At 40.2% G+C, this 25,386-nt stretch carries 25 protein-coding genes and 1 riboswitch; of the genes, 17 read left to right on the forward strand and 8 right to left on the reverse strand.

What is annotated here, in order from left to right; genetic code table 11:
- Window positions 1-289 precede the first annotated feature (289 nt).
- Window positions 290-1,324: a Delta(5) desaturase DesA gene (gene desA, locus J7E67_RS17920; RefSeq protein WP_214717646.1), complete on the forward strand. Its 1,035-nt coding sequence runs from the start codon at window positions 290-292 to the stop codon at window positions 1,322-1,324.
- 82 nt (window positions 1,325-1,406) lie between these two features.
- Entirely contained in the window at window positions 1,407-1,922 is a 516-nt protein-coding gene (locus tag J7E67_RS17925; protein ID WP_214717644.1) for a response regulator, read from the forward strand.
- Between the two features lie 52 nt (window positions 1,923-1,974).
- On the opposite strand, the gene J7E67_RS17930 is transcribed toward J7E67_RS17925, so the two are convergent.
- From J7E67_RS17930 to J7E67_RS17955, 6 genes are all read right to left on the reverse strand, one after another.
- Complete coding sequence (locus J7E67_RS17930) at window positions 1,975-3,582, reverse strand: ribonuclease J (protein WP_374103007.1); 1,608 nt, start codon at window positions 3,580-3,582, stop codon at window positions 1,975-1,977.
- Between the two features lie 217 nt (window positions 3,583-3,799).
- Window positions 3,800-4,687 (reverse strand): 4-hydroxy-tetrahydrodipicolinate synthase, encoded by an 888-nt coding sequence (gene dapA, locus J7E67_RS17935; RefSeq protein ID WP_214732568.1) that lies wholly within the window; start codon window positions 4,685-4,687, stop codon window positions 3,800-3,802.
- 129 nt (window positions 4,688-4,816) lie between these two features.
- Window positions 4,817-4,997, reverse strand: a riboswitch (Lysine riboswitch).
- Between the two features lie 98 nt (window positions 4,998-5,095).
- Entirely contained in the window at window positions 5,096-5,290 is a 195-nt protein-coding gene (locus J7E67_RS17940) for a hypothetical protein (protein ID WP_088085274.1), read from the reverse strand.
- A 92-nt stretch (window positions 5,291-5,382) separates the two neighbouring features.
- Window positions 5,383-6,597 (reverse strand): MFS transporter, encoded by a 1,215-nt coding sequence (locus J7E67_RS17945; RefSeq protein WP_214732547.1) that lies wholly within the window; start codon window positions 6,595-6,597, stop codon window positions 5,383-5,385.
- 13 nt (window positions 6,598-6,610) lie between these two features.
- Window positions 6,611-7,030 carry a MarR family winged helix-turn-helix transcriptional regulator gene (locus J7E67_RS17950; protein WP_308160765.1) on the reverse strand — a complete coding sequence of 140 codons (420 nt, stop codon included), beginning with the start codon at window positions 7,028-7,030 and terminating at the stop codon, window positions 6,611-6,613.
- A gap of 373 nt (window positions 7,031-7,403) precedes the next feature.
- Window positions 7,404-8,156: a methyltransferase domain-containing protein gene (locus J7E67_RS17955; protein WP_214732548.1), complete on the reverse strand. Its 753-nt coding sequence runs from the start codon at window positions 8,154-8,156 to the stop codon at window positions 7,404-7,406.
- A gap of 298 nt (window positions 8,157-8,454) precedes the next feature.
- Between J7E67_RS17955 and J7E67_RS17960 the strand changes: the two genes are divergently transcribed.
- The 12 genes from J7E67_RS17960 to J7E67_RS18015 all read left to right on the forward strand — a co-directional run bounded on the left by J7E67_RS17960 (window position 8,455) and on the right by J7E67_RS18015 (window position 18,201).
- A complete protein-coding gene (locus J7E67_RS17960; RefSeq protein WP_214732549.1) occupies window positions 8,455-9,420 on the forward strand; it encodes a quinone oxidoreductase family protein in 966 nt (321 codons plus the stop codon).
- A gap of 19 nt (window positions 9,421-9,439) precedes the next feature.
- Window positions 9,440-9,631 (forward strand): hypothetical protein, encoded by a 192-nt coding sequence (locus J7E67_RS17965; protein WP_214732550.1) that lies wholly within the window; start codon window positions 9,440-9,442, stop codon window positions 9,629-9,631.
- Between the two features lie 490 nt (window positions 9,632-10,121).
- Window positions 10,122-10,985: a ParM/StbA family protein gene (locus J7E67_RS17970; protein WP_214717633.1), complete on the forward strand. Its 864-nt coding sequence runs from the start codon at window positions 10,122-10,124 to the stop codon at window positions 10,983-10,985.
- The gene (locus J7E67_RS17975) at window positions 10,978-11,217 is read left to right on the forward strand and encodes a hypothetical protein (RefSeq protein ID WP_251026856.1); all 240 of its coding nucleotides are present in this window, start codon (window positions 10,978-10,980) and stop codon (window positions 11,215-11,217) included. The genes J7E67_RS17970 and J7E67_RS17975 overlap by 8 nt, the downstream gene beginning before the upstream one ends.
- 287 nt (window positions 11,218-11,504) lie before the next feature.
- On the forward strand, window positions 11,505-12,272 hold the full coding sequence (locus tag J7E67_RS17980) for a sugar phosphate isomerase/epimerase family protein (RefSeq protein WP_214717624.1): 768 nt from the start codon (window positions 11,505-11,507) through the stop codon (window positions 12,270-12,272).
- Window positions 12,260-13,219 (forward strand): sugar kinase, encoded by a 960-nt coding sequence (locus tag J7E67_RS17985; RefSeq protein ID WP_214732552.1) that lies wholly within the window; start codon window positions 12,260-12,262, stop codon window positions 13,217-13,219. Before J7E67_RS17980 ends, J7E67_RS17985 begins: the two co-directional genes overlap by 13 nt.
- 1 nt (window position 13,220) lies before the next feature.
- Window positions 13,221-14,504 carry an MFS transporter gene (locus J7E67_RS17990; RefSeq protein ID WP_214717619.1) on the forward strand — a complete coding sequence of 428 codons (1,284 nt, stop codon included), beginning with the start codon at window positions 13,221-13,223 and terminating at the stop codon, window positions 14,502-14,504.
- An 81-nt stretch (window positions 14,505-14,585) separates the two neighbouring features.
- The gene (locus J7E67_RS17995; protein ID WP_214717617.1) at window positions 14,586-15,218 is read left to right on the forward strand and encodes a bifunctional 4-hydroxy-2-oxoglutarate aldolase/2-dehydro-3-deoxy-phosphogluconate aldolase; all 633 of its coding nucleotides are present in this window, start codon (window positions 14,586-14,588) and stop codon (window positions 15,216-15,218) included.
- A 179-nt stretch (window positions 15,219-15,397) separates the two neighbouring features.
- Complete coding sequence (locus tag J7E67_RS18000; RefSeq protein ID WP_214717615.1) at window positions 15,398-16,375, forward strand: LacI family DNA-binding transcriptional regulator; 978 nt, start codon at window positions 15,398-15,400, stop codon at window positions 16,373-16,375.
- A 140-nt stretch (window positions 16,376-16,515) separates the two neighbouring features.
- Window positions 16,516-17,157 carry a 3-hexulose-6-phosphate synthase gene (hxlA, locus tag J7E67_RS18005; RefSeq protein ID WP_214717613.1) on the forward strand — a complete coding sequence of 214 codons (642 nt, stop codon included), beginning with the start codon at window positions 16,516-16,518 and terminating at the stop codon, window positions 17,155-17,157.
- Window positions 17,151-17,702, forward strand: coding sequence for a 6-phospho-3-hexuloisomerase (gene hxlB / locus J7E67_RS18010; RefSeq protein WP_214717611.1), 552 nt, complete (start codon window positions 17,151-17,153; stop codon window positions 17,700-17,702). Before hxlA ends, hxlB begins: the two co-directional genes overlap by 7 nt.
- A gap of 157 nt (window positions 17,703-17,859) precedes the next feature.
- Window positions 17,860-18,201 carry a zinc ribbon domain-containing protein YjdM gene (locus J7E67_RS18015; RefSeq protein WP_214717610.1) on the forward strand — a complete coding sequence of 114 codons (342 nt, stop codon included), beginning with the start codon at window positions 17,860-17,862 and terminating at the stop codon, window positions 18,199-18,201.
- Window positions 18,202-18,240: 39 nt separating this feature from the next.
- Here the strand turns inward: J7E67_RS18015 and ilvA are convergent, their stop codons facing one another.
- Window positions 18,241-19,413 carry a threonine ammonia-lyase gene (gene ilvA / locus J7E67_RS18020; RefSeq protein WP_251026857.1) on the reverse strand — a complete coding sequence of 391 codons (1,173 nt, stop codon included), beginning with the start codon at window positions 19,411-19,413 and terminating at the stop codon, window positions 18,241-18,243.
- 348 nt (window positions 19,414-19,761) lie between these two features.
- On the opposite strand from ilvA, the gene J7E67_RS18025 reads away from it, so the two are divergent.
- The 3 genes from J7E67_RS18025 to J7E67_RS18035 all read left to right on the forward strand — a co-directional run bounded on the left by J7E67_RS18025 (window position 19,762) and on the right by J7E67_RS18035 (window position 23,049).
- Window positions 19,762-20,520: a helix-turn-helix domain-containing protein gene (locus J7E67_RS18025; RefSeq protein ID WP_214717597.1), complete on the forward strand. Its 759-nt coding sequence runs from the start codon at window positions 19,762-19,764 to the stop codon at window positions 20,518-20,520.
- A 235-nt stretch (window positions 20,521-20,755) separates the two neighbouring features.
- A complete protein-coding gene (locus tag J7E67_RS18030) occupies window positions 20,756-22,120 on the forward strand; it encodes an MFS transporter (RefSeq protein ID WP_214717595.1) in 1,365 nt (454 codons plus the stop codon).
- Between the two features lie 62 nt (window positions 22,121-22,182).
- Window positions 22,183-23,049, forward strand: a complete 867-nt coding sequence (locus J7E67_RS18035; RefSeq protein ID WP_214717588.1) for a creatininase family protein — start codon at window positions 22,183-22,185, stop codon at window positions 23,047-23,049.
- 131 nt (window positions 23,050-23,180) lie between these two features.
- Here the strand turns inward: J7E67_RS18035 and J7E67_RS18040 are convergent, their stop codons facing one another.
- On the reverse strand, window positions 23,181-25,214 hold the full coding sequence (locus tag J7E67_RS18040) for a Na+/H+ antiporter (protein WP_214717586.1): 2,034 nt from the start codon (window positions 25,212-25,214) through the stop codon (window positions 23,181-23,183).
- Between the last annotated feature and the right edge of the window lie 172 nt (window positions 25,215-25,386).

Genomic DNA, 25,386 nt, shown 5'->3' on the forward strand with positions numbered 1-25,386 from the left:
AAACGAACAGTGACTAGCACTGATCGCCCCACCGATTCACGGTAAAAGCGATTTATAGCAAAGGATGAAGGGGTAATTGGCCCAAATTAAGTCGTAAAATATTATTAGAAAAAAAGTGTCATGACCCAGAAGTGCTGGTACATCTGGTGTCAGGCACTTTTTTGATGAAAAATATTATCGTAATGTGACATTTGTCATACCCTGTACATGACACCTGCTACTAACATGGACAAATTCCTTCGTTTATACTTTGGTTAATAACGAAACTAAGGAAGGGAATTCAAATAAAATGACCTTACAAAATACGAAAACTTTAAAAAAACAAGTTGCTCCTTTTGAAAAATCAACGACAAAAGAAAGTGTATGGCAGATTATAAACACGGTCGTACCATTTATTGGCTTGTGGTACCTTGCCTATTTAAGCCTATCCGTTTCCTATTGGTTAGCATTAGTTCCCATTGTGATAGCCGCAGGATTTTTAACAAGGATATTTATCATATTTCATGATTGTACCCATCATTCATTCTTTAAAAGCCGTCGTGCTAATCGAATCGTCGGGACTGCGATGGGTGTGTTAACGGTCTTCCCATTTGATCAATGGGGACATGAGCATTCTGTCCATCATGCGACAAGTGGAAACTTGGATAAACGCGGAACAGGTGATATTTGGACCCTTACAGTAGATGAATATTTAGCTGCACCACTCAGACTTCGTCTAGCCTATCGTTTTTACCGTAATCCATTGGTCATGCTTGGATTAGGCCCGATTTATGTGTTCCTTCTTAAAAATCGATTTAACCGCAAAGGTGCAAAACAGAAGGAACGTAACAACACTTATTTAACGAATGTTCTAATAGTAGCTTTGATTGCCTTGCTTTGTTGGGCAATCGGATGGCAGGCGTTTCTACTAGTACAAGGTTCAATTTTTATGATTTCTGGAGCTGCTGGTATTTGGTTGTTTTACGTACAGCACACTTTTGAAGATTCTTATTTTGAAGAGGACAAAGAGTGGGAATATGTGAAAGCCGCAGTAGAAGGTAGCTCTTTCTATAAGCTTCCAAAAGTTTTGCAATGGCTCACTGGGAATATTGGTTTCCACCATGTTCACCATTTAAGCCCACGGGTCCCTAACTATAAATTGGAAGAAGCACATAATAATACGCCGCCTTTACAAAACGTACCAACCATTTCTCTTGCTACTAGCTTACGGTCAATACGTTTCCGTTTGTGGGATGAGGAAAAAAAGAACTTTGTGAGCTTTAGAGAAGTCAAAGCTTTAGCTAAAAAGAAGTTTTCAGTACAAAAAGTTAATCCTGAAATCTAACTAGATCATGAAAGGCTTGCTCCCCTTAATTTAAGGGGAGTTGTTACTTACATAACAGCTGACAGATAAGGAGGGAACTTATATGATTCGAATTGTTATTGCTGAGGATCAGGAAATGCTGCTAGGGGCAATTGGTTCTCTCCTCAATTTGGAAGAGGATATGGAAGTAGTCGGGCAGGCGAGCAATGGGGAAGAGGCCCTTGCACTTGTGCACCGGTTGCAGCCGGATGTTTGTATCATGGATATTGAGATGCCTGAAATGAGCGGTCTTGAGGCAGCTGAGTCTTTAAAGGCATTTGGTTGTAAGGTTATAATCCTAACAACCTTTGCCAGGAGTGGGTATTATGGGAGGGCCTTACAAGCGGATGTAAGCGGGTATTTATTGAAGGATAGCCCGAGTGAGGAATTAGCAGGATCGATTCGCAGCATCATCAATGGACAGCGAATATACTGCCCCGAACTAATCGATGAAGACTCAAACCAAAACGAACAGAACATCGAAGAGTTCCAACCGCTAGCCGAGAGAAAGACAAAAATTAGCACAGTCAGAACTTACCTGACAACCATCTTAGATAGAATAAAATTACCAACAGGTTAAAAAATGAGGTGTCAGGCACCATGTGAAATTTTCACATGGTGCCTGACACCTTTTAAATTTCAATAATAATAGGAAGGATCATTGGCTTTCTCTTTGTTTGTGTGAATACATATTGTCCGACTGATTTTTTTATGTTTTGTTTGATTACATTCCATTGCCGGATATTCTCGCTTTGCAGGTCATTAATGGTTTTCTTAGCAAGGCGGTTAATCTCTTTTAGAAGTTCATCCGAATTTCTTGCGTACACGAAACCACGTGTAATGGTGTCTGGTCCGGATATAATCCTTCGGTCACCTTTACTAATGGTTATCACAATTACGAGCATACCATCCTCAGAAAGCTGTTTACGGTCTCGTAACACAATGTCCCCGACATCGCCAACGCCCATCCCGTCCACATACGTATCTCCGGCTGGAATCGACCGAGTCTGACGGGCCACCTGGTTTTCAACATCGACGACATCACCATTTTTGATAATGAAGGTATTTCCCTTTTCTACTCCAACGGACTCGGCTAACAACCGGTGGTGATGCAGCATTCGATATTCACCGTGGATTGGAATAAAATAGGTTGGTTTCATTAAGGTAAGCATGAGTTTTAAGTCTTCCTGATAGCCATGTCCGGAAACATGCATACCCGTTGTACTTCCGGATCCATAAATAACTTTGGCGCCCAGTTGAAATAAATTGTCAATGATCCGAGAAACGTCCTTTTCATTTCCTGGTATTGGAGATGCGGCTAAGATAACCGTGTCTCCGGGATAAACGGAGACATCACGAAAGTTTCCGCTCGCTAGACGAGAAAGGGCAGCCATTGGCTCTCCTTGACTACCCGTACAAAGGATAACCACCTTTTCAGGAGAAAGTCGATCGACTTCACGTGGTTCGATGATCATCCCATCGGGAATAGTTAAATAACCACGTTCAATCGCAACAGAGACCACATTGACCATACTCCGGCCAAGAAGAGCGATCTTTCGATTGGCCTTTATCGCCGCGGCAACCACCTGTTGAACCCGATTCACATTTGATGCAAAAGTAGAGATAAATATTTTCCCGTCAGCTTTCATGAAGGCCTCATCCAAATTGTCACCAATCATTTGCTCGGACGGTGTTAGCCCCTTACGCTCAGCATTGGTACTTTCAGATATTAAAACTAAGACACCTTGCTGACCGATATCGGCCATTTTATGAATATCTGAATGTTGATTATTCACAGGCGTTAAGTCAAACTTGAAATCCCCGGTATGAACGACATTACCCTCAGGTGTATGAAAGACAATACCGAGACAATCAGGAACACTATGACTTACTCTGAAAAAGGATACAGTGGTTTCTCCAAACTCAAGTTTTGAATTAGAATCAATCGTCATGAGTTTGGTGTTTCCATGGAGACGATGCTCATCAATCTTTAATTCAATTAGACCAAGTGTAAAATGGGTAGCGTAGATAGGGATATTCAATTTTCTTAAGATATAAGGAATACCGCCAATATGATCTTCGTGCCCATGGGTCACAATTAGAGCGCGGATTTTCTCCTGATTTTCTTCTAAGTAAGTAATATCGGGGATAATCAAATCAATTCCTAATAAACTTTCGTCTGGAAACTTACCACCGCAGTCAATAATAAAAATATCATCTGCGTACTGAACCACATACATATTTTTACCGATTTCATTTATGCCGCCTAAGGCGAAAATAGATAATTTATTATCATTAGTTCGCAAGTTAATATCCTCCTTATTCCAAGTAAATAAGAATAGTATGCCCTTTTGAATTTACTTTATCGGAAGGAGAGAGGTGAAACTTTTGTCGATCACAAAAAAACTGCCAAATACCCGGTTTTTTACGGAGTTTGGCAGCTATTTTTATCGGTATTTAGATTAATACTTTAACATTGCTCGCTGGTAGAACACCTTGTAGTGTTCTTTGCTCTTCGGTGGTTAACGGGAGCAATGGCAGGCGAAGACCTCCAACGTTCACTCCATTCATATTCAATGCGGCTTTTACCGGTGCTGGGTTTGGTGCCGCAAATAATGCTTTCATAATCGGGAGAAGACGGCGATGGGCACTAGCTGCATCTTGGACATTCCCATTTTTAAAATGATTAATCATTTCTTGTATTTCATTACCAATGACATGGGAAGCAACGGAAACCACTCCAGCTCCACCAATGGCTAAAACCGGTAATGCTAAGCCATCATCACCACTATAAAGGGTAAAATCACTTGGTGCTTGGCTAATAATTTCAGCCATAGCATCTAAGTTACCGCTTGCTTCTTTTAAGGCGACAATATTCTGAATCTGTGAAAGTCGAACAATGGTCTCTACCGACAGGTTGACCACACTTCGGCCGGGGATATTATAAAGCATAATCGGTAATGGTGTAGATTCAGCAATCGATTTGAAGTGCTGATACATGCCTTCTTGGGATGGTTTGTTGTAATAAGGAGCAACAAGCATAATCCCATCGACTCCTGTTTCTTCAGCCAGCTTTGTTAAGCTGATGGAAGCTCTCGTGTTATTTGAGCCAGTTCCAGCGATAACCGGAACTCTTCCATTGACAGCGTCGACAACAAATTTAAATAAAGCGACTTTTTCTTCCGTTGTTAATGTAGGAGATTCTCCGGTTGTACCAGCAACTACGATTCCATCGGTACCATTTTCAATTAAATAATCAACAAGTGTTCTAGTCGCGTTAAAATCTACTTCACCATTTTGATCAAATGGTGTAACCATAGCGGTTAAAACTTGGCCAAAATTCATCATTTCTCACCCTTTAATTAAAATTTTTTTAAAATTTAGAGGTGGGTAAGGCCATTCATAATTTAACGCAAAAAAGCAACAGCGAGGGTTCGCTGTTGCAGTAGAAACATAAAAAAAATAAGTTCCCGTGCGTAAGATAGCCCTCCATATAGTTTCCTATATGACAGTTCTGTATTTTTTCAATAGCAGAACCAGCTTCAAGACCAATGAGATTCATTGAAGCTTCGGCAAATTCCCCTTTTTACAATCATCATTGGACCTCATTATCCTCATATTGTGTACTAATGGTCTTTGCGCCTCTATCCTCACTTCAAAAAACGTGAAGTAAGAAAATATTTAATTGATAGTAAATATATCAGAATATTCCCTTTGGTTCAAGGGCAATTGGAACTTTATTTGAAATTCACACTATATTTCTGCCGTTTCTAAACTCAGTTTATCCTTTTCAACTTCTAAGGCAGATACAATATAAGCAAAACCGTTCATAACAAAGTAAATAACATTAGATTGGACCCGTTCCTTTTCTCCCAAATAAGTATTTATGATAATACTGAAGGAAAAAAAGACAACAAATGATAATGCAATTTTATTAAAAATTATCATATCTACCGACCCCTTTAATTAGGATTGTTATGATTATCATATTGGCTATAAACCGGTTTTATGCGTGCCTTCGATCGGCCGGTTACCTGTAATCAATTAGGGTCGGGGGTTGGTCCAGTCATAATCGTCCTTCCAGAACGTTCTTTCTTGTCGTGCAGAAAGTAGTAAAGAATTGAGGTTGCCAGAGCGGCAATACCTAAGATTACATACAGGCTCCTAAAGCCGGTTAATGGAATAATGAATCCAAGGATATATGGACCGAATCCAAGTCCTGCATCAAGAAAGATAAAGAAGGTCGATGTCGCCAAACCCATCCGATGGGGGGGAGTTACTTTAACGGCCACTGCCTGGGTGCTTGACTGCATGTTACCGAAACCTAGGCCAATTAGAACACCTGCTACCAATAAAGTGATGCTAATACTTGCTGAACTTAATAGAAACAAGCCGGCTGCTAAAAGGACAAAGCCCGGATACATTATATAGTTTGCACCCTTCAGGTCCATTAAGCGGCCTGTGATCGGGCGTGATAACAATACTGCGATAGAATAGACTAGGAAGAAGAAACTCGCCGTACTAACTAAGTCGATTTCGATCGCATAGAAGTTAATAAAAGAAAGAACGCTGGAATAACAAAAAGCGACTACCAGTGTAATGACAGCGATGGGCAGTGCCTTTGGCTCAATATAGTTGGAAAGCTTAAATCCTTTTACTTCAGATGTTTTTACAGATACAACTAATGGAGGCACATCGACGAAGAATGCAGTGATCAAACTAATTACCCCTAAAACAAGGGAGAATATAAAAATCATTTGGAAATCTGTATGTTGGGTCATATAAAGTCCGATGAATGGCCCGATAGCGGTAGCGAGTGTTGCACTCATGCTGAAGTAGCCAATCCCTTCCGCTTTTCGAGCAGCCGGGATAATCTGAGCCACAATCGTTCCAGTGGCTGTCCCGACCATTCCCCCTGCAATCCCATGGAGTAAGCGGGTAATAAGCAGGAAGGTAATCCCGAAGTTCACAAAATACAAAAGAAGCGTCAAAATAAATAAAATGATACCAATGAATAACGTTTTCTTTCGGCCAATTGACTCAATAAATCGGCCAATCAATAACCGGCCAATTAAAGACCCGACAATAAATATTCCTGTTACAAGCCCTGCTTGACTTGTAGAAGCACCAAATTCATCGACTGCATAAACACCGATGATTACGATTAATAAATAAAAGACTAAAGTTACGAAAAAATTGACCGCAGAAACAATAGTGAAATCCTTTGTCCACAGTTTAGCTCTAGGTTGAGTCACTTTTTAAAACCCCTTATTTAATAATATTTTTACGAATTTCCCCCATAATGCGGATGGCCTCGAGCTGTTCATGCTCTGAGATGCCTTTTAAAATGTCCGTTTCATACTGATCAATCGTCACACGGACTTCCGTATATACTTTTCTCCCAAGCTCTGTCAGCTGTGTTCTTTTTTCACGTTTATCATTGCTCGGAACCTGCTCGACATAGCCCAATTCTTCCAAGCGGTTCATGGTCCGGGTGACAGTGGGCTTCTCTACATATAAATAATGAGAGAGTTCCACTAGCGTTGCCGAGCCATTATTGAATAAGTAGTAAAAAATCGACCATTGCGCTCTGTGGAGATTATGCTCGGCGAGATGGAAATTTAGTTTATTCTCAAACGGACGGTACAACATCAGTAATTGGTGGAAAAATTTTTGAGAAGTATTTATTTGAAACACTCCTTGTTAAATGGTTAGTTAGAGTAATAATTACCTTAGGTAACTATTATAGTATAACAGAAATGATAATAAAATGTCTAATGTCAGAGGTGGGGTGATACTAATCAAACGTTTGATTGGAACGGGATGAGGCCTTGGTGTATATGGATTTTTAGGGTAAAGGATTTTTCTTGATAAACTAATCAAACGATTGATTAAAAGGGTCTGAGGCCTTGGTGTATAAGGTTTTTATGAGGTAAGTAATTTTTTATGAAAAAAAACTAATCAAACGATTGATTAAAAAGAGCAGAAAATTTACCTGAAAAAATTAATCAAACGTTTGATTAAATGTGGATGAAGCCTTGGTATTGCTCTATTTTTCCTATTAGTTATTTCGATACAAATACAAACCAAATCCTAAGGTATCTCTGCCCCATGTCAAATAGGTCCGGCGCCATGTACGAATTCGCTGCAGCATCGCTTCACAATCGGGATCATCTGGATTTTCAAGACAATAATTCTCGACTGACATCGAATAAAGCCATTCGTAATCATCCCAGTCATCATCATTAGCAACATAAGACCAAAGTGGGATTAAACCTAATTCTTCCCCAGCCTTAACGGTATCCGCATGGCTTTTACATTCCGACTCGTCTGTACCGCCAAGCGCCTCTAAATACTCAGGACTGGGAGTCTGCTTCCAATAGCCTTCACCTATTAAAATGTGGCCATTTTTCTTTACAAGACGTTTTAGTGTTTTAAGTGTAGGTTCCATTCCGCCCAAGGCATGGGTAGATCCGATACAAATCCCAAAATCATACCCGTCTGGCTCACATCTCTCGATCGCCGTGCTGGCATCTTTTACGATAAACTCAATACTGCCTTCAGGAATTCTATTACTAGCATTCCGCTTTGCTTCCTCAATGGACCCGTTGTACAATTCTATTGCAGTGGCGGTACCCTGGAAGTTTTCCACCAACCGAATTAACAATTCGCATTTACCAGCCCCAATATCAATCACCTTATCTGATGCTTTAGGCGATACAATTCCGAGCATCTTCATAATTTTTGCCGCGCTGATTGGATTACTAAAAGCATGGTTTCGATGGGCAATTGCTGAAAATTTGTTTCTATCCATAGATAATGTCTCCTTTTCCACTAAAAGTGGATGTGAATTATACCTAACGCTATTCTATTTCATTTATTATCTTTATCCCTTGAATGTCAACATATTAATGTAATCTTCTTGTTATTGAAGACATCGAACCCTTTGAAGTTTATTTTCAACTATAATAAGCCAAGCACTCGATTGGGAAGTAATTGTGGCCCTGAGCGCGGAAAATTAGAAATAACGGTAACGATTATTTGCATTACCTTTCACGATCTTATTTAATATAAGCGAGTCATAAAAAATTAAATAAGATGAGGTAATTCATTTGAAAGCACTTATGTTCAAAACATTTGGCGGCCCGGAAGTCCTCGAATATGGTGATATAGCGGAACCTGTGATTGGTTCGGACGAAATACTGCTAAGCATGAAAGCAATTGGTCTGAATTTTGCCGATATATATAGAAGAAAAGGAAACTATCATCTAGCCGGAGAGCCACCCTATATCTTAGGGTATGAAGGGGCTGGAATCGTAGCAAAGACGGGTTCCGATGTCCATGGTATCAGCATTGGCGACCGGATGGCATTTGCCGATGTACCTTATGCAAATGCCGAGCTAGTAGCCGTTCCAGTTGAAAAAGCTATACCAGTGCCTGACACCATTTCATTTGCAGAAGCGGCATCCGTATTGCTTCAAGGATTAACGGCTCATTATTTAACGAAGGATAGCTATGCGGTGAAAAAGAATGATACCGTGTTGGTACATGCTGCAGCAGGCGGTGTGGGGCAGCTTCTTGTTCAAATTGTAAAATTACTTGGAGGCACGGCAATTGGCTTAACTTCTTCCTTTGAAAAAAGAGCTGCAGCAGTAGAAGCGGGTGCGGATCAAGTCTTTTTATGCAAGGATGACTGGAAGGAACAAGTACTCGAGGAGACGAATGGCAAAGGGGTAGACGTGGTCTACGAATCAGTAGGTTCTACTCTTCAAGATAGCTTTGAGGTTACTCGCACCGGTGGAACGGTCGTATTTTACGGAATGGCAGGGGGCGACCCAGCATTGGTTGACCCAAGGATGCTTATGGATACATCGAAAACTCTGACAGGCGGAGACTTATGGAATGTGCTGACGTCCCGAGAAGAACGAATAGCTCGTTCAAATGAGCTGTTTCGGTGGATAGAGGAGGGCAAATTAATAGTTTCCGAACCAACAGTCTTCCCGTTGCACGATGGAAAAGAAGCACACCGTTATCTAGAAAACCGAAAAAGCATGGGAAAAATTTTATTAATTCCATAAAGAGAAGGTGTTATTCTTTGTGCACCAAACTGGCTTTCGCGATCGGAACGGGCGCCAAAAGGAGCTCAATTATGCCCGTCAGCAGCGAAAAACGGTTGGAACAGTAACCATAGGAACTCTATGGTGCCCGTCAGCCGTGAAAAAAGGTCGGAACGGTAACCATAGGAGCACTATGATGCCCGTCAGCAGTGAAAAAAAGATGGAACGGTAACCATAGAAGCACTATGATGCCCGTCAATCATGAAAAAAGGCGGGAGCGGGTTTCATAGGAGTACAATGATCTCCTTTACCTGCGATTTCTAATGTAATTTAATCAGAAGCACCTCAAACGAAAGCTTCCATTATTGAGGGTAAGCCGTTCTCTTTTAGGTACCCCTGCATAGGAAAAAGCGAATATAGAAAAAACGATAAAAGCGGTGTGTTGCTCAGATGAATCACACTGCTTTTTGCACGTTATATAGGAAGATTATGTTAAAATTTTAAGTTTTAAGATTCCTTTTCGGTATTTCAAAGCTGTAAGAATCTAAGCATTTTATGATTGAGGGATATCCTGCTTTATTGTTTTTTCTTTTTTCCAATAAACAGTATTGTATGACTTGTGTGTGTCACATTTGGGCCTCCACTCATATACTAAGTTTGAAAAAAGATTAGTTGTATGACATAGGTGCACTTTCACAATATTGTTAAAAGGGGTAGGATAAATGAATCACAAATGGGTAATAGCAATTGATGCCGGCGCATTCGAGGTAAAAGGAAGAACGAGGGACGAGGTGTTTAAGTTTAGGTCAACAATTGGACCTTACCGCCATCTTCATTTGGTGAATACAGATAGCAGCCAAATGGAAGCCGGCGACTACATCGTCGAGTACGGGGACGAGAAGCTGTTTGTGGGGAATATCGCCTGGCGGGAATGTCATGCAATAAGAGAGCCGAGAGATATTTCGAAGGCGCACGAAGAAACAAAGATCAGGGTACTGGTGGCAGTTCATCAGTATGGTAAAACGGAAGGGAACTGTGTAGTGATTGGGCAGCCGATCCGTGGTATGGTGAATAAAGACAGGGAAAGTATGGAGAACATGCTGAAAGGGGAACACACGATCACGGTGAACAATGTTAGGAAGACGTTTTACATCGAGGAAGTAAAAGTCGCTCCTGAAGGATCTGGGGCATACTTCAGCATGGAAGACAGGCCGGAGGACATCGCGAACATCATCGACGCCGGAAGTGGTACCTTCAACTATTTAAGAGTGGAAGATGGCTACTTTATTGACAGGAAAAGCGGGACCCTTGCTTTCGGTGCTGAAACAGACATGGAAATGACAGAAAAACAAATGGCAGTAGCCATCCTGGCGGAACTTCGGGGCAAGTGGAACTTATACGAACCGACCTATCTTTGCGGAGGAATTGCTGAATATCTTCTGCCATATATTAAAGAGCATTTTAGTAATATCAAGCTAATCAGACCCGTCTTCTACCGGGCAAACGGACACAAAGCATACAGTCCGCAATATGCCAATGCTTTCGGATTTTATTCTATGGGGAAAGCGGTCTTTGTTGATGAATGAACTGAATCGAAAGATCAAGTCCGTCCCTTTCAACCTCGATGACCCTTATGAAAGAGAGCTTCTAGAACATTGTAACCAGTACATTCACTTTGCGACATATATCAAACGCCTGATCCAACGAGATATGGAACAGGGTGCCGGAGTCTTTCGTACTCGTAAAGAACATGAAAAGGTAGAAATGAAACTAGAAAAATCTATCGACAAGTCGAAGTTGAAAAGCTTCGGTCTCTAACTCCTATATGGGGTCTTTTTTTTTGGATTCCAAACTTAGGGGTTCCATACCTTTTACCTTTTCTACATTTTCCTCAAAGTAATTTGAATCCATTTTATGGTGTCAGGCACCAGAGTGGATTATCTATTTTTTAAGGTGTCAGGCACCACAAAGTATTATCAATTAAATAAAAAAAGTTTTTCTTGCAAAAACGCTTTCATTGGGATTATAATATGAATAAATCGATTTACTAAATCGATTTACTAAAACGATTTATCAGAATTACTTTTTAAAAAGGGGTCTTCGTTATGGAAAATGTAATTGTCCCGTTAAATGCTTATGATAGATTTGAAGTGTTGAAGAAGGGGCAAACTTCATTCGTTAGGCACATTGCCGAGTCCGGTGCTTTTGGAATTGAAATTCGCCGTGAATTATTGTCGGACCAAGATCCACCACTAGATAGCATTAGAAAAGAAATAGAACAATATCAACTTTTTACCGTGTACTCGGCTCCGATTGAATTATGGAAAAAAGATCACGGTTTAAATGAAAAGGAATTAAACGAGATCTTTCACGAAGGAATAGCACTTGGAGCTAAATGGATAAAAGTATCACTAGGGCATTTCCATAAAGGTCAATCAAATGTCAGGGAGCTCAATACCTTTTTGAACCATTACCAAGGAATTCAATTGCTAGTTGAAAATGACCAGACGCTTCATGGCGGGAATATCAACCAATTAACGTCCTTTTTTGAAAGCGCCTCCGAGCAGGACACACCAGTAAAAATGACATTTGACGCAGGGAACTGGTACTATTCCGGTCAGGATGTGGACGATGCATTAAGCAAGCTTTCACCATATGTCCATTATCTGCATTTGAAACAGGTAGAAGATGATCATGGCGAGTTCATCACTGTGCCTCTTCAAAAAGATGGGAGTCACAGCTGGGAGAAGGTTATGAATAGTTTACCATCTGAAATCGCAAAGGCGCTTGAGTTTCCTATCGAACCAAAGGAGAAAACAAAAGAGTTTATTCAGATGATAACAGAAAGTGAGGCTTTATCATGCAACAGTTAGATGTGATTACATTTGGAGAAGCGATGGCAATGTTTATGGCTAATCATCCGGGTTCCTTACACGAAGTTGGCCAATTTACCCGGGAGCTTGCCGGTGCAGAAACCAATGTGGCAATTGGGCTTGCCAGGCTTGGTCTCCGCTCTGGTTGGGCAAGCAAAGTCGGAAATGATGCGTTTGGAAGATTTATAATCGAAAGGCTCAAAAATGAAAACGTTGACATTGACCATGTGTTGATCGACAAAAATTATCCGACTGGATTTCAATTGAAGTCAATGGTATTAGAAGGCGACCCAGAGGTTCAATATTTTCGCAAGGGTTCGGCAGCGAGCCATCTAAATAGTAAGGATTTCAATGTAGATTATTTTCAAAATGCAAGGCACTTGCATATGACAGGAATTCCATTAGCCCTCTCGGAAAGCGCCAGAGCCTTTGCAAGACATGCTCTATCGTTTATGAAAAAGAATGGCAAAAAGGTTTCCTTTGACCCGAATTTAAGGCCAACTCTTTGGGCATCACAAGAAGAAATGGTGAAGGAAATTAATGAAGCCGCGTTCCTAGCTGATTACGTGTTACCGGGAATCGCTGAGGGTGAAATCTTAACCGGCTTTAAGGAACCTCGTGAAATCGCTTCCTTTTACTTGAAAAAAGGTGTCGAGCTTGTTGTCATAAAGCTTGGTGCAGAGGGAGCATTTTATAAAACAGCAACCGAAGAAGGAACCGTTCGCGGTTTTCATGTCGAAACGGTGGTTGATACCGTTGGTGCGGGCGATGGCTTTGCAGTTGGGGTAATCAGTGGATTACTCGAAGGTCTCCGCGTTCATGATGCGGTTTCTAGGGGAAATGCAATTGGTTCGTTAGCGGTTCAATCACCTGGTGATAACGATGGCTATCCAACCAAAGATGAGTTAGCAAAATATATAGAAAATAACTTAGAGGGAGTGAAATAACATGAAACAAACGATTGCCAAACAACGATGGTTACGTCTGATTCCAATTGCTTTTATCACTTACAGTCTTGCCTACCTTGACCGTGCTAACTATGGGTTCGGTGCTGCTTCAGGATTGGCTGAGGACCTTCACATTACAGCGGGTACTTCTTCCTTACTTGGGTCGCTATTCTTCTTAGGTTATTTCTTTTTCCAAGTGCCTGGAGCCGCTTTTGCAGAGAAAAAGAGTGCAAAAGTCCTTATTTTCTGGTCATTGATTGCTTGGGGGTTATTAGCTTCTTTTACAGGGATGATCACCAATATTAAATTATTATTTGTGATTCGCTTTGCCCTAGGGGTAGTGGAAAGTGCGGTAATGCCGTCCATGCTTGTACTCTTAAGTAACTGGTTTACGAAAGCAGAGCGTTCTCGTGCGAATACGTTCTTAATCTTAGGAAACCCTGCAACCGTGTTATGGATGTCAATTGTTTCTGGTTATTTAGTTAACTCTGTGGGCTGGAGATGGATGTTTATTGCCGAAGGTCTTCCTGCCGTTATTTGGGCATTTATTTGGTGGAAAGTTGTAAATGACAAACCAAGAGATGCAAAATGGTTAACCGAACAAGAAAAGAATGATTTTGAACAACAATTAGCAAAAGAACAAGAAGGTATCAAGCCGGTAAAAAATTACGGCGAAGCCTTTAAATCAAAACCAGTTATTTTGTTAAGTGCTCAATATTTCCTTTGGAGCATTGGTGTATATGGGTTTGTCATGTGGCTTCCTTCTATTATTAAAGCAGCGCCAAATATGGATATTGTAAAAACAGGCTGGTTGTCTTCTGTACCTTATATTTTAGCCATTATTCTTATGTTAGTAGCTTCTTATTTCTCTGATAAAACATTGAACCGAAACGCCTTTGTTTGGCCATTCCTATTAATTGGTGCAGTCGCATTTTATGCCTCTTATGCCATTGGAACGGACCATTTCTGGATTTCATTTGTCTTATTAGTCATTGCCGGTGGTGCGATGTATGCTCCATATGGTCCATTCTTTGCGATCATTCCTGAAATCCTCCCTCGTAACGTGGCTGGCGGCGCGATGGCCCTTATTAACAGCATGGGTGCATTAGGATCGTTTGTTGGTTCCTATATCGTAGGATATTTAAATGATTCTACAGGTGGATTCGGTGCTTCATATATCTTTATGGCAGGATCTTTATTCCTTTCCGCTATATTAACAATTTGGGCGGTAAAAGCTGCAAAAAAGGAAAGAAACAAACCATCTGATGTAAATATGAGTGCATAAAAAACTGTCAACAGCTTTGGGATTTCTCCAAGGCTGTTACTAATTGTATATAACATAATAGAGAGAAGAGGAGTTTTTAAAATGGGAGTAGAAGAAATCAAAAAACGGGCGGTTGTTGCGGTCATTCGAGGGGCTAATATGGAAACCATCATTCCAATGGCTCATGCCCTAAAAGAAGGCGGAGTTACTGCTCTGGAAATTACGATGGAAACCCCAAAAGCATTAGCGATAATTGAAAAAGCGGCGGATGTGTTTGGTGATGAGATTTTTGTAGGGGCCGGAACGGTTTTGGACGCTGAGACTGCCCGTGCAGCCATTTTGTCGGGAGCAAAGTTTGTTTTTTCACCGACTGTTCGGAAGGAAACGATCGAGATGACGAAACGGTATGGGGTCATTAGTGTCCCTGGTGCATTTACCGCAACCGAAATTCTAACTGCCTATGAGTATGGTGCCGATGTGATTAAAGTATTCCCTGCAGGAAGCGTAGGCCCTGGATATTTTAAAAATCTAGCGGGTCCACTGCCGCATATTCCGTTAATGCCGACAGGCGGGATTGATATGGAAAATGCCAAGGATTATATCCGTGCTGGAGCGGTTGCTGTGGGTGTCGGAAGTTCGTTGGTTGATTCGAAAAAAGCATTAACCGATGAGTATCTAAGGTTGATAACCGAGAATGCAAGGAAGTTAATGGAAGAAGTCCAGTCAGCTCGGTAAGTATAAGGGGAGGATGACCATAAGTGGCGAGTACTTGGTTATAAACAAGTGCTTTGTCATTTAGGGGGTCATCCTCCTTTGTTTACATGTGGGCGACTTTGAATCGATCATTACTGGAAAATTAGTAGATTTGCCGCTAAAATGAAGTCAGTGAACCAAGAGGAAAGAGGAAGATAGGCATGGAAAAAGTAACAATGGCCGATGTAGCAAAAGCGGCAGGCGTGTCAAAAAGTACCGTTTCTCAATACTTAAATAAACGGTTTGAATATATGGGGGAAAAAACCAAGCTTAAAATTGAAGAAGCGATTGAAGAACTTGGCTACCAGCCCAATTTTATCGCAAGAAGTCTAAAGCAAAAGCGAACCTCTATGGTTGGAATCATTGTTGCCAATATTATGCATTATTTTTCAACTGAAATTAGCCGTGCCATTGAGGATTTTTGTCATCAACATGATTTGCATGCCATCATCTGTAACGCGGATGATGATCCCGAAAAAGAGAAGAAATATATTGAAATGTTGAGAGCAAAGCAGGTAGATGGTCTGATCATTTTTCCTACTGGACAAAATAATGATTTATATAAAACCATGGTGCGTCAAGGCTATCCTGTTGTGTTTATAGATAGAAGAGTCGAGAATCTTGATGTGTTTTCAGTAATTACGGATAATACCGATTCCACTTACAAGGCCTTGCAGCATTTCATAGCGAAGGGTCACAAGAATATTGCCTTTGTGGTGCAGCCGCTATCGGTTAGTACTCGAATCGATCGATTGGCAGGATATAAAAAGGCCTTAACAGATGCAGGATTAGAGGTAAATTCAGATTTCATTATCGAATCAAGTATCTCGGAAATGAAAAGCAAACTAGAACAGCTCTTTTCATTAAAGGTTAAGCCAACGGCTCTCTTTGCTGCCAATGATCGTGTATTTATGGCGGTGGGGGAGTTTTTAAAAGAAAAGGGAATTAAGCTTGGGAAAGAGCTTGAGTTGATTGTATTTGATAATATCCCATTCTCCAACATGCTAGAGGCTCCCATTTCCTTCATCATTCAGCCGGCAACAGATATGGGAAAAAAGGCGGCCGAACTGTTATTCCAACAGATTAATAAAGAACAAGCACCTCCTGAAGTGTTTGTTTTTCCAAGCAAGATGCTGTAAAAGGATTCATTAGTGCCTGACACCAAAACTGGTTCAGGCACACTTTGTTCATTGAAAAACGCTTACAAATGAAGTATAATCAATTCATAAACCGATTTAGTAAACCGATTTATCTAAACCCCATGTAGAGGAGTTTGATTATGAAAATACAACTTGCTTTGGATCGGATGGAAATAGCAGAAGCCATCGAGTTAACAAAGAAAGTAGAGGATTCCATTGATTGGATTGAGGTGGGTACTTCACTAATCAAAGAATTCGGTGTGGCCAGCATAAAAGAGATGAAACAAGCATTTCCAAATAAAGAGATTGTTGCCGATATAAAAACGATTGATAATGCCCGTTATGAATTTGAACTGTGTTTTGATGCTGGGGCTGATATTGCTACCGTCATGGGAGTTTCTCCCCTTGTAACAATTGATACCTGCATGGAAGTAGCCAATCGTTATCAAAAAAAGGTCATGATTGATCTGTTAAATACGTCTGATCAACAAAAAAGAGACTTACGGAAATATAAGGACGCCATATTTTGCGAGCACGTGAGTAAGGACCAACAAGAGGAATTAGGCAGTCAAAATCACGGAACAAAGCCAAGTGATTTTTCAGAATTTCAGGTAGCGGCAGCTGGTGGGATTACCCTAGATTCGATCGAAGACCTCGTAGGGTCTTTAAACCTAGCCGTTGTGATTATTGGCTCTGCTATTACGAAAGCGGATAATCCGTCAGCGTCAGCGGCACAATTTAAACAACTTATTTTACAAACGGAGGGAAATAGAACATGTTAGTCATTATTCCTACTATATTAAAAGAAGTGGAAACGGTCCTTAGCCAAGTGGAAGAGGAGCAGCTTCAAGAGTTAGCGGTTCAATTGCAAAAAGCCAAGCGGATTTTTGTCATTGGAGAAGGACGGTCCGGGTTAATGGCAAAATCATTTGCGATGCGCTTAATGCATTTGGGAGCAACGGTCTTTGTTGTAGGGGAAACCATCACTCCGTCCATTGCTGAAGGTGACCTTTTAGTGGCGATCTCAGGTTCAGGTACAACGAAAAATGTGGTTTGGACGGCTGAAAAAACGCATTCACTTGGTTGTTCGGTAATGGCTGTAACCACAAATCCAGAGTCTCCATTAGCTATGGCGGCAACGCAGATTCTTCATGTACCCGCAGCGACAAAATACCGCCGCGAGAATGAGTTGAAAACGATCCAGCCGCTTGGTTCTTTATTCGATCAATGTGCTCATATTCTATTTGATACCTTATGCCTGCTTTTCAGCCAGCTTAACGAAGTGGATCACACGCTAGCTTTCGGCCGACATAGCAATTTAGAATAGGAAAAGTGAATGGTGCCTGACACCAATTCGGTCATCGCCGAATTGGTGTCAGGCACTCTTTTTTTTGAAAGTGTTTTGAAATCAATAATAACCGCCTAGACTAGAAACCCTCTTTTGATGTATTAGAATAACAGGGATGAATGGAGGAAATGAACTTATGTCTAATTTACCAAATTGCCCAAAATGTAATTCCGAATACACGTACGAGGATGGAAGCCTTTTTGTTTGCCCAGAATGTGCTCATGAATGGAATTTAGAAGTAGAATCAGAAAATGAAGTTCAAAAAATTGTTAAAGATTCTAATGGAAATGTTTTAACCGATGGGGACTCTATCACAGTCATCAAAGACCTAAAAGTAAAAGGAAGTTCATCTGTTTTGAAAGCAGGTACAAAGGTTAAAAACATCCGTTTAGTTGATGGAGATCATAATATTGATTGTAAAATTGATGGTTTTGGCGCGATGAGCTTAAAATCTGAATTTGTTAAGAAGTTATTATAGTGTCTAAGAATGAAAAGGGCTAGGTATAAAGCCTAGCACCTAGTAATTCCCCATTTCCACATGATAGTTTTTCTCGGTAAGAACTTTATGCAGCTGTTCAATATGATCGTGATTTTTTGTCTCGACTGAAATCTCAATTTGGGCATAGCCGGGATAAATATCTTTGCCAATCCGATGGAGATTAACAGATTGAACGTTCGCATCCAAATCGGTTATCGAGCTTAAGACTCGTTGCAGTTCACCAGGTTTGTCTTTTAAGGTAATCGTAAAATTCGCATACCTTCCAGATTCAACTAAACCGCGTTCGATAATTCTTGAAATAAAATTCATATCTACATTTCCGCCGCTTAATACAGCAACCACTTTTTTCTCCTTAATATTCAATTTTTCATAAAGTAAGGAAGTAAGTGAGACGGCGCCCGACCCCTCAACTAAAAGCTTATTCCTCTCCAAAACCATTAGCATGGTCCTGGCAATTTCCATTTCATCGACACAAAAAACATCATCAACGTATTTTTGAACGATTTCAAAGGGCTTCAGCCCTGGTTTTTTAACCGCGATCCCATCAGCCATTGTGGGTGTGGAGTCAACCATTACAGGTTTATTTTCAAACAAGGACTGCTTCATACTTGGGCAGGCAAGGGCTTGAACACCATAAACAGATATATGAGGATTTTTTTCCTTTACTGCCATAGCAACTCCAGCAATCAGTCCGCCGCCGCCAATTGGGCAAATAACCGCCTCAACATCTGGAAGCTGGTCGAGGATTTCTAACCCGACCGTACCTTGTCCTGTCATGATAGCCTCATCGTCAAAAGCATGAATAAAGGTCGCATCGAGTTGATCTTTCAGTTTTAATGCATAGGAGAGAGCATCATCGAATGTGGCACCCTCTAAAATTACTTCAGCGCCATATTGTTTTGTGGCTAGGATTTTACTAAGTGGAGCGCCTTTAGGCATCACAATTTTGCATGGTACGCCGAGCATTTGACTTGAATACGCTACTCCTTGAGCATGGTTTCCAGCAGAAGCAGCGATTACTCCCTTTGTTAGTTCTTCCTTTGAAAGTGAATTAAGCTTATTGTAAGAGCCCCTTACTTTAAAGGAGCCTGTTTTTTGAAGGTTCTCAAGCTTTAAATAGACTTCATTATGAGCGAGCTGACTAAATGTTTTGGAATAATCAAGGGGTGTCATATGGACAATTCCCTTCATTTTATCCCGTGCAATGATGATATCATCGATGTTCAAGTTTTTCATCCTCCGTCCACAAGGTTCTTCTTTTTAGGATGTACTGGAGAAAATAAACTATGTCCAATTTTTACAAATTGTCAAAAAGCTATGGTTCAGTCGGTTACAGAAAAGGATTTATCGTGTTAATTGTGGTAATTTAAAAAGAGGGAAAGAAAGTCGTCAGTAGAGTCTTCTCTAGATCCTCTATAAAAAGCCTCCTTAGATATACTAATTATAAATAATAGGTGCGGCCTCTAGAATCAAATGCAGTAGGTCCTAAAAGATAATATAATAGGACTTAAGGCAAAATGCATAAGGCAGGGACTTGAAATGAAGGAACAACCGCAAGCAGATACTCCAAATTCGCACATAAATCGAAATGGGCTTACGCCTGAATATATTGAAACTCTCCATAAGCTAAGGGAAAAATTACTCTCCGGAATTCAACATGCTGATCGAGATTTGGTAGCCGAATATCAAAGAGACGCGTCTCTGCAATTTAGAGATGATCAATTAAAGATTCTTAACAGAGTCCCAAATGATAAAGTCCGATCTTATAAAAATATTCTATTATCACACAATACCCTTTATAGCTATGTGGCTGAAAAGGGCGGATTAAGTCCGTGGCAAAGCCACTTTATATCAGAAAAATATGCAATTATGATCGAGCATGCCGAAACCTTTGCTGAACTAGAAAAAATACATTTAAATATGGTAACAGAGTATTCCGACCCTACCATCCGAAAATCGAAAAGTGACAACTTAACCATTGTAGAGAAAGCAGAGAACTATATAGAGATGAACTTTTCGGAGGACATTTCCATGGAGGAAATGGCAGAGAAATTACATGTTCATCCTTCACATTTAATGCGTACCTTTAAGAAAGAAAAAGGAATCACTATCAGTAATTATCGAAATCTGAGAAGAATAAGAGAAGCAAAAGAGCTGATCCTATTTTCAAATCTTTCGATGACTGAAATTGCATATATGGTGGGGTTCAGCAACCCTCAGTATTTTTCTAAATTTTTCAAAGAGATAGAAGGAGTAACTCCTGTAGAGTTTAAAAAGAAGAGGAAGAAACCTCAATAAATGAAGAGACGTATGTGATCTTTTAGTTGGTGCATGAGAAATCATGCACCTATTTATTTTGCCCTTCTTATTCTAGCTGCATTATTTTATCTCTTCATTTGTTTAAAAATTCATGCAATTATACTATAAAAACATGCAATTATAGTGCAAAAGTGTAATTGCGATTCGATGTATACTAATCACGTACCAGATAAAGCGTTTACAAAAAAAGAAAAAATTCAGGGGAGGGTTACACATGAAGAAGTTTGGAGCAAGAGACCAAGTTGGATATGCGCTAGGAGATATTGGGGGAAGTTTCGTTAACTTATTTATAGGCGGATTTTTCTTAATGTTTTGTACCTATGTATTAGGTGTAAGCCCTTACTTTATGGGAACTATGTTTTTATTAGGTAAATTCTTTGATGCCATTTGTAATGTGATTATGGGCACGATTCCAGACCGTTGGAAATTAGGGAAATCTGGCGATAAATTCTTACCTTATATTAATATTTCTAAATGGATATTAGCAGCTTCTTGTTTATTAGCTTTTGCTGATGTATCTAGTTTGGGTACTACAGCCACTCATGTTTGGGTAGTATTCGTTTATTTATTCTTCTGTGTTGCGTACACAGCCGATTCCATCCCTTATGGTTCACTTGCATCTGTTATTACAAATGATCCTGTTGAACGCACAAAATTATCTCGTGCTCGTGCTATTGGGGGTATGGTTGTTGGACTTGGATTCTTATCCTTTGTTCCCATGTTTATCTATGATAAATCTGGATCTGTCATTCCAGAAGCATTCTTCCAGATTGCCATTGTGTTTAGTATTTTATCAGTATTAGCTTATACAGGACTTGTAAAATTATCAACAGAACGTATTCATGATGATCAACCGGGAGGAACAAAATCCGATTATAGTTTTAAGGATGCATTTACAGTAGCAATTAAAAATAGACCGTTAATCGGTATGATGGTTGCATCAATTGGCTCGCTTCTTATGATAAATGGTGTAAGCCAATTAGCTCCAATTGTTTTTGCAGAACGTTATCATATGCCAGGTGCTTTTGCTATTAACTCATTCATTAGCATTGGTGTTACGCTCGTGTTATTCGCTATCGTTCCTAAACTGGTTGTAAAGTTTAATAAACGAAATTTAGTTATTGTCACATCCATCTTCAGTTTAGTTGCGTCCTCTTTAATGACATTGGTTACATTTGAAAATGTATACATGTTCATGGTTTTATATAACCTTGCTACAATCGGTTCATCTGTTTTCGTTATGGTTGTGTGGGCTCTTGTAACAGATTGTATTGACTTTGCAGAACTTCAAACAGGAAAACATTACGAAGGAACACTTTATTCCCTCTATTCCTTTGCTCGTAAAGTAGGAATGGGATTAGGTTCTGCTATCGGAAGTTACGCTTTAGGTTGGGTTGGTTTCGTTGCTGGAGCAAAATCTCAATCACCTGCAGTAGCAGAAGGCGTATTAAAAATGTACACTGGTATGCCAATCATTGCCTTCGTTATCATGATAATCGGCGTAGCTTTAATCTATAACCTAAATTCAAAGAGAACAAATGAAATGTATGCAGCATTAAAATTAAGAAGAGCGTCTTAATAAGGAGATTTCTTAATGGTGAAAGCTCATTAAAATGAAATTGCAGGAGAGGAGAGGTTCATATGCGTACTAGATTCCTTTCAAAAATGACAAATGGGGAAGTCGAAGAATATTTAGATCGAAATGATATTATATATGTTCCAGTTGGAGTAACGGAAACTCATGGAGCTTTACCGCTGGATTCGGAAACCGTTTTAGCGGAAGCTCTTGCATTAAAAATGGCTGAAGAATCAGATGGGCTTGTTTTGCACAACTTACCTTATTTCTTTGCAGGCGGAACGATTGTTGGCCGCGGAACAATTCAAATGAGTGTAAAAGACGGAATGGCTTATTTAGATAAGATTGCAAAGTCACTACTAAAACAAGGCTTTAGACGACAAATTTATATCACCAGTCATGGTCCAGCTTATTTGACAGTAAGCGGCATGGTTCGCGATTTCTTTGACGAAACAAAAGTGCCTGCTTTGTATATGGATGTATTAAAAGCAGCAGAGGCAACTAATTTCAATCTGATGGATGCATTTCATGATATGACCATCGGTGCTTATAAAGTTTTAGGCAGAATAGAAGATGTGCCATTGAATGTACCTGAATCTCATTCTGTTACTTATGATGTTCAACATATGTTAGCAGGGATGGGTAAGAATCCTGGTAATACATTGGGAAAATACGCTTATCAATCCGGCGCAGTGGGTTCTTACTTTGATGAACCATCTGATCATATGGCTACACCGCTATTAAAAACACCCGAAGAAAGAGAAGCACATGCAGATGCGGGTGTTCAAGCAATTAATAAACTTGTAAAGGCATTGGATATGCCGACAATCGTTGAAACACTTCATCAAGTGGATGTTTATACGAAGGATATGATTCTTCCTAGATACGGGGGACATCTGTTAGGCGGAAAAGCCGTAAAAAACAATAAATAAATATTCCTAATTGTAATACCAATACCGAAAAGCACTAGAATATATGATATCGAATTTGCTAAGGTTTTTATATTAAGATAAAGAGGCGGCAGGGATATGGTTCCTGCCGTCTTAGCAAATGTTCTGTACCGTTAATGAGAATGCAAACTACTTTCTTCCATCCAATAAGCTTCCCGTATATTAATCTGCTTACGAATTTTCCGGGTGACATCAATAGTGATTTCACCTTCTTCGTACAAGTTCTGAATTTCATCTCTTTCTGCTTGAAAGGCTTTCACTCGTAATTCTCTTTGTAATTGTGTGTAGTGAGTAGAATCTGCGCCTTTTTTGGCTAGTTTTAATTTCATGATCAATTCGCTATATTCTCCGATAATGACTAAATAAATATTGGCATTTTCAGAAGTCATTTGATTCTTCAAATACTGAATAGCTGCTTTCGCCATGTTTACTTTTAGTCGGATGATCTTTTTAATTTGTGCTTGGCGATGTTTAAGCCGTTCTTTGTTATTTGGCAGAAAAAGATGAACAACCTGGTACAAACTTCTTTTAACCAAGGTCCAAATAAATAATCTACGGTAGTGGATTCGGTTTGTAACAGCGAGCCTCATCCGATGGATATGTTCTTCAGACATATAAGTCATTTCACGGTCAATTTGTCCCTCTTTTTTCAATTTTTCGATGTAGTTGGCTTCGGCATCAAGGGCCTTCATCCGAATTTCATTTTCTACTAATTTCAGTCGCTCGGAGTTTTCATCACTTACATTAGTTAGGCGATTCCGAATTTGAGTGTATGCTGAAATAACGGAGACAGCCGCTCCACGATTTTCATCATTCATCAATTCCCGAATCGAACGAATCGCGGAGTCAATTGTCCGGAGCATAGCAACCTGTTCCATTTCCTCCTTAAGTTTATCCGTATTTCCTTTATCCGGCTTGGCGAGAATCGGCAAGAAAGTGCTCGCTGCTACAAGTGTTACAAGTATTACCCCAGCAGCAATAAAGATGAATAACGAGCGCTGAGGAAAGGGACTTCCATCCTCGAGTACATAGGGAATCGTAAATGCACCGGCTAGTGTAACAGCCCCTCGTACACCTGAAATCGTAATGATGCCAATCGCTCTCATCGAAGGCATTTGGATTTGCTTTTTCAGCCAGCCCCAATGCCAGGCAGCCCCGATCCACAAGAAGCGAAGGACGAAAAGTGAAGCAGAAATGATGAAAATATACTTACTCACTTCCCAATTATTAAACAATGGGTCTTGAAAAATTTCACTAATGACACTTGGTATTTGTAAGCCCAGCAGCACAAATACCAATCCGTTCAGAATATAGATAAGTACGGTCCAGGTACTTTGAGAAACCACTTGCAATTGCATTGCAGGGGATTGGTCACGATCGCGATAGATGGTATGAACAATTCCTGCTGCTACGACAGATAAAATGCCGGAGAGATGGAAATGCTCAACCAGGTAAAAAATCACAAAAGGGGTGAGGAGTTGGATGAGCATGTGAATCGTTACATCCTCCATCCCGAGCCGTCGAATAAAGATTTTCAATTGGATAATAAGGACGGCAAGAATGGCACCACCTACTAAACCTCCAATGGAAATAACTAAAAAGCTCCAGCTTGCCTCAGCCAATGAAAAAACACCCGTCACAGTGGCGGCTACTGCAAATTTAAACGCTACTAAACCGGAAGCATCATTCATTAGCCCTTCCCCTTCAAGGACATGCATAATTGTTTGCGGTATCTTTACCCTGCTTGAAATGGCACTCACGGCAACGACATCAGTAGGAGAAAGGATGGCCGCTAACGCAAAAGCAGCAGGCAATGGTATCGACGGGATGAGCCAATAGATTAAGTATCCAATTGCGAATACGGTAACAAACACAAGCCCAAGAGCTAGCAATAGGATTGGTTTTCGTAATTTCCATAATGCGTGCCGTGAAACATTTTTTCCATCATGAAAAAGCAGGGGAGCGATAAATAAAACGAAGAACAATTCCGGCTCCATTGGGATATGAATTCCTATTGGAAGTGCCGCAAGTAAAACCCCTAGTGCAATTTGAACCAGCGGCACTGGTATGTATGGCATAAAATGATGGATGAAACTAGACAAGCCGATAACAGCGAGCAATAAAAGTGTAAGTAGAAAAAATTCCATTTCATGTCTCCTCTCCTAAGTATTTTGTGTAACAAAGATATTTTTCAACACATTAGAGAGGGTAATTTCACTTTTTTAAAAAAATAAGCGAACAGTGAATGGCACTGTCCGCCAAAATTGGTTCGGTAGTAAGGACAGGAAGGGTATGGTGCTCGAGAAGGTGGAAAAAACG

The sequence above is a fragment of the Bacillus sp. ISL-46 genome (assembly GCF_018613205.1).